A 6,127-nucleotide genomic window follows, 5' to 3' on the forward strand; every position below is an offset into this window, starting at 1 on the left:
GATATAAATCTGTATATTCGAAATGGTTTATTCTAATTATATATAAAAAACATCTCTTTAAGATATAACACCCGTACTCTCTATCAAAAAAAGGTTCGATATATACAAATTTCCACTCAATCTTTCTTAGAAACGACTTTCTTTGAACTTTCAGCAGCCTTTGCCTCCTTCGCTTTTTTTGCTTCCGCTCGTTTAGAGTGTCGCTCAATCCGAGCCGATTTCAGCTCCTTTTGCAACATCTCTATTTCGGCCGACTGATTCCGAATCGTCGTCAATAAAGCATTCAACTCTTCGTTTTCTATCGATTCGGGATATTGCGCTTCCACCCGTACGATAAAATCGCTGAGCACATTCATGTAATTGGTAAAAGCCTCATACGGACTATCGTAAGGGCTGTAATGGCTATGCACAGCTCCGTCGGACAAATACTTCGTACACATATAATAGAAGTGGTCGCTGGCTTGCAAATAATACCAATCTTGTTTCAGACGACGGTCGTCACACAAGCGGACGCGCTCGGCAACCGAATAGAGCTTGCGGAACGCTTCGTTCTGCAACGTGTTTCCCAACCATGCACTGGTGTCCCGTGCCTCGTCGGCCCACGACATCGGATAAGGAACCGACAGCATATCGACCGGTTTCAATTTACTGATCGCCTCGGTCGGCGTGCAGAACCCGACACCCTCTTGTTCGGCAAAACGAGGAAGGGCTTTCATAAACTCGAAAATACCCGATTCGCGAGGTTGCAGTTCGCCCAATGTTTCGTAATTCATGAAAAGATTGACGATAGGTTCTTCTTCGGGATAATTCTTTACCCACGAAATAAACTTCTCTGCCGTTAAAGGATAATCGCTCCATTCGTAATTAGAGAAACGGAATGAAATATCATCACTCATTTTGTAATTTTTCAACAACATTTTCAGCTTGGGAGCAGCTGCCGAACTATACAAATAATTCGGGCTCTTCCAACCCAAAATATGCTTCGCGCCCTCTGTAATAACGCCTTTGAATCCCATCGAAGCTATCATAGAGGCTATGTCATCGGAAAATATCAACTCGGTATTTCTGAACACTTTGGGCTTCACGCCGAAAAGCTGCTCTATCTTCTCGTCGTGTTGTCTCACCTGCATCTTGAACTCCTCCGGATCGCACAACGATGCCAACGAGTGCGCATAAGTTTCGGACAAGAACTCCACACAATCGGTCTTGACCAATTCTTTCATGCTGTCGATAAATTCAGGCACACAAACTTCGAGTTGCTCCAAAGCCACCCCCGATATGGAAAAAGCCACCTTGAACTTACCATTGGCATTTTTAATCATTTCAAGTAATGTCGCATTTGCCGGGAGGTAAGAACGCTGAGCTATGCGAGTGATAATATCGTCATTGGCAAAATCATCATAGTAATAGTGATCGTTACCTATATCGAAGAAACGGTATCGTTTCAATCGAAACGGTTGATGAATTTGAAAATAGAAACAAATAGTTTTCATATAAGGTCGAGTTTTTTCATTAGTTATTATTGTGCATTACCTTGTGGTAAATATCGATTACTTTCTGTCCGGCATATTTCCATTTGATTTCGTTCACCTCCCGCTCTCCTTCTTCGCGCAGTTGCTTATAGATAGCAGGATAAGTGATTATAGAATAAATGGCATCGGCCATAGCATCGATATCCCAATAGTCGGTCTTAATGACATTGGTCAAAATCTCGGCACACCCCGACTGCTTCGAAATAATCGAAGGCACACCCACTTGCATGGCTTCAAGCGGAGAAATACCGAATGGTTCCGAAACCGAAGGCATCACATACACATCGCTGGCCTTCAACATTTCATAAACCTGCTTTCCCCTCAAAAATCCGGTAAAATGGAAACGGTCGGATATATTACGCTGAGCCGACAAGAGAATCATCTTATCCATCATATCTCCGCTCCCGGCCATGACGAACCTCACCCTATTGGTCTTCTTCAACACCCGCGCCGCAGCCTCCACAAAATACTCAGGGCCTTTTTGCATGGTAATGCGTCCCAAGAAAGTAACCACCTTTTCTTTCGGACTGTGAGGAACTTCTATCGATTTAATCTCGTCGCTCAAAGGCTCTACGGCATTGTGCACGGTCGTCACCTTCGCCGGATCGATATGATACTTTTCGATAACCGTCTGACGAGTCAGATTACTTACCGTAATAATATGGTCGGCATGCAACATACCGTCCCGTTCGATATTATACACCGTAGGATTTACATTACCCCGGCTTCGGTCGAAATCGGTCGCATGCACGTGAATAACCAGCGGTTTACCGCTCACTTGCTTGGCATGAATACCGGCCGGATAGGTGAGCCAATCGTGGGAATGAATGACATCGAACTGAACCGTACGAGCAATCACCCCGGCTACAATCGAGTAATTATTTATCTCCTCCATCAGATTATCGGGGTAACGTCCCGAAAATTCGATACACCCCAGATCATTGGTTTTCAGATAATTAAAATCCGCATAAATATGGCTGCGAAGATCGAAATATTCTTGGGGATCCATACAATAGCCATAACGCTGCTGTACATAATCCCAACTTACATCTCTCCATGCGACAGGTGTATTCGCAGCTCCGATAATATGGGCAAAAGTTTTATCCTCGTCTCCGTATGGTTTAGGTATGACAAATGTGATGTCTATATCGCCACACTCTGCCATGCCTTTGGTCAGCCCATAACTGGCCGTACCCAAACCTCCCAAGATATGAGGAGGAAACTCCCAACCGAACATAAGCGCTTTCATAGATAGGAATCAGGCTTTACATGTTATACTTTTTCAATAAATTCAATACTCTCAATATTTCACCGACATTGGCGGCATAGCTGATAGCTCCCCGGCCTGCGAAAGGTGGATTCCCGTCGAACAGCTCGGAGATAGAGCCAATGCAAGTCTGAGACATTTCATCTTCAAACCCTATCAGCATACGTTCCAAAAACGATACCCCGCTAATACCGAATATCTTCAAATAGGCATCGGCATACGCTCCCATCAACCACGGGCGAGCAGGTCCTTGATGATAAGCATATTCGCGTTCGGTCTGCGACCCTACATAAGTAGGATTGTAGCCATAGCTCTTAGGACTCAGAGTGCGGATACCTTTGGGGGTCAGCAATTCCCGTGTAACCACTTCCAATGCACGTTTCCTCTGCCGTTTGTCCAACGGAGAATAATCGAGCGACAGAGCTATCAACATATTGGGACGTACACTCCAATCGGACATCGCACCGTCCACATAGTCTACCAGATAACCATAATCGTTCAAGAAGGTATGTACGAACGACTCTGCCGTCTTATCGGCGATAGCGTTCCACTGCTCGACTTTCGATGCCATCTCTTTGTCTTCGGCAAAGAGTGCGGCGGCAAACCTCAATCCGTTATACCATAGTCCGTTAAATTCGACCAAATAGCCGCTTCTCGGATTCACGGGACGTCCGTCGACAACCGCGTTCATCCATGAAATTACCCGTTCCTTTCCATTGGAATAAAGCAATCCGTTATCGTGCAAGAACAGGTTGGGATGCCCACCTTTCACGATATAATCCAAAATATCGCAAACAAACTTCCCATATTTCTGTCGGCAAATCTCCATACCTTTCTCTTTGGCATAATGATACACAGTCCATAACGCCCACAAAGGAATATCCGGCAAATCTATTTCTCCGATATTTTCATCGAGCTCTCCGCTCGACATAAAGTGACGTAACGCTTTTTCCGACGAATGCATCACATCTTCAAAAGTCTTGTCGTCTCCGACAGCCAACGTACATCCCGGCAAAGCGATGAACTGGTCGCGAGCCCTTACCCCAAACCACGGATAACCGGCTAATAAATAGTGACCTCTTTTTGTTTTGAAATAAAACTGCTGAGCCGAATTTTTCAAGCAATTGAAGAAACTGGACCGACACATGTGACGGTTGGCGAGTTCTTCATTGTAAGTACGGGCGAACGAACGCGGTTTCGCTTCTATCGTACCGGCCGAGAAAATAATACTCTCGCCCTTTTTTATCGGGAGCTCGAAATACCCCGGCACATATAAATCTTCCTGATAAGGATAGCCGCGTTCTTGATCTTTGATATATTCTATACCTTTATACCAATGGGGATCGAATATAAACTGAGGAGCCTTATTAAATTGCATATACAACCGGGGATACCCCTGATACAGACAACAACTTATTCCGTTCGCCACCTCCTCGTAACGTTGGTCGAGTACGTAATTCTCGACACACAGCTCGTTGGCATTACGAAACGCCAGAAACGGACGAAACTGTAACACCGTAGGAGAATGAGCATCGACAAGAGTATATTTGATCAATATACGGTTTTCATGTGAAATAAACACTTTCTCTTTGGTCATAATTACCCCGCCCACGCGATACATCGTTTGCGGGACAGATTCGCAATTAAACTCCCGAATGTATTTGTGTCCGTTAGGACTGAAACAATCGCCTCGATATTTATGCAACCCCAAGTTAAAGGCCGCTCCATGCTGTATCACGGTTTCGTCCAAAGACGACAGCATCACGTGATTATCCTTGTCCAACTCGGGTATCGGGATAACCAACAACCCATGCTGTTTTCGAGTATTGCAATCAACGATTGTCGTACAATGATAGGCCCCCGACTTATTGGTCCGCAACATCTCTTTCGGCAAAGACCATTCGAGATTTATCATCAGATTCTTGTCAAATTTCAGATAACTCATATCTCTACAATCAAATTTCTCTTATTCCTTTCTAAAAATTCCCGAACGAACTTATAATCATAAATGTTCACAAACTACAAGTTTTCAAAGAATTTGAAATAAGCTATTAATATTGTTACGAATTTAACATAACAGAAAATAAAATGCAAACATTTTGACAGCGAAAATGGTATGTTCTTAAACATATAGTTACAATCGACAATATATCAACACCTTATAACCGTTCTAAAACAAAAAAGGTTCCGATTTTCATCGGAACCTTTTTCATAACGACTAATTATTTATAGTTTTACCAAACGTACGACTTTATCTCCCGTCCTCACCAAATAAACACCGGCTACCAGTCTCGACATATCCACGACTGTAATTTCTTCTGTCGGATCGATAATCGAAACGATATGCCCGGCTATTCCATCTACATATCTCATAAAAAGAGGGGTGACGAAATCGCCACCCCTCTTTTCAAATATATAATCGGTATGCATCAGAATGATTCGAGAGCAATGGAAAGATTCTGCAAAAACATGCGAACCGAAAGTGCCAATAAAATAATACCGAAGAACTTGCGCAATACATAAACCCCCGTTTTCCCCAAAGCACGCTCCAAAATATGGACATTGCGAATAACAACATAAATAACAAGAATATTCAAGAACAAAGCGGCCAGAATACTACCTAACCCATACAGAGCCCTCAACGACAACAGAGTAGTAAAAGAGCCGGCGCCGGCAATCAAAGGGAAAACGATCGGTACGATCGATGCCGCACCCTCGGGCCCGTCATTCCTGAAAATCTCCACCCCGAGCAACATCTCTATGGCCATCACGAAGATAACCAGCGCGCCGGCAATGGCAAACGAAGAAATATCGACTTGAAACAGATTGAGTATCATATTCCCCATAAACAGAAAGGCGAGGAATGTAACCAACGAATAGACTGCCGCTTTCCAAGCGATAATATTTTGTCCCTTCTGCTTCATATCGATAATAATAGGAGTAAGCCCCGTTATATCGATTACAGCAAACAAAATAATAAAAGCACTCAGGAAATCCTGAAAACGAAACGATATTATTTCCATATTCTACATAGTTTAAGGTGTACGACGACAAGGTAAATACAAGAGTCTATATACACTCACATTTACACGATTTCTATCTTATCCGGTACAAAGTTAATGAAAAAAAAAGAAATGAATAGTTTCTAAACAAAGAAGATGTTTTAGCTTTTATAACGAAACATAGTAAAAAAATTTTGTTAGATTTGAAGAATCTAATCGTATAGCGTATGGACAGCATGTATGATGTTTTATTACAGCTCCCTATTTTTCAAGGAGTCAGCCGAAATAAAATTTCGGAATTAATCGAGAAAATGAAATTTCATTTT

5 protein-coding genes are annotated in these 6,127 nt (G+C 42.9%); all 5 read right to left on the bottom strand.

Features of this window, described 5'->3' with window-relative positions; translation table 11 throughout:
• Nucleotides 1–116 precede the first annotated feature (116 nt).
• Entirely contained in the window at nt 117–1,493 is a 1,377-nt protein-coding gene (locus QVD32_RS12395) for a glycoside hydrolase family 57 protein (RefSeq protein ID WP_008861124.1), read from the bottom strand.
• A gap of 19 nt (nt 1,494–1,512) precedes the next feature.
• Nucleotides 1,513–2,781 (bottom strand): glycosyltransferase family 4 protein, encoded by a 1,269-nt coding sequence (locus QVD32_RS12400; RefSeq protein WP_021891903.1) that lies wholly within the window; start codon nt 2,779–2,781, stop codon nt 1,513–1,515.
• A gap of 16 nt (nt 2,782–2,797) precedes the next feature.
• The gene (locus QVD32_RS12405) at nt 2,798–4,744 is read right to left on the bottom strand and encodes a glycogen debranching enzyme N-terminal domain-containing protein (RefSeq protein WP_008861126.1); all 1,947 of its coding nucleotides are present in this window, start codon (nt 4,742–4,744) and stop codon (nt 2,798–2,800) included.
• Nucleotides 4,745–5,025: 281 nt separating this feature from the next.
• A complete protein-coding gene (locus QVD32_RS12410) occupies nt 5,026–5,172 on the bottom strand; it encodes a hypothetical protein (RefSeq protein WP_195242105.1) in 147 nt (48 codons plus the stop codon).
• Between the two features lie 56 nt (nt 5,173–5,228).
• Nucleotides 5,229–5,822, bottom strand: a complete 594-nt coding sequence (locus QVD32_RS12415; protein ID WP_008861129.1) for a MarC family protein — start codon at nt 5,820–5,822, stop codon at nt 5,229–5,231.
• Nucleotides 5,823–6,127 lie beyond the last annotated feature (305 nt).

Source organism: Barnesiella sp. (assembly GCF_022723415.1).
Lineage (GTDB): Bacteria > Bacteroidota > Bacteroidia > Bacteroidales > Barnesiellaceae > Barnesiella > Barnesiella intestinihominis.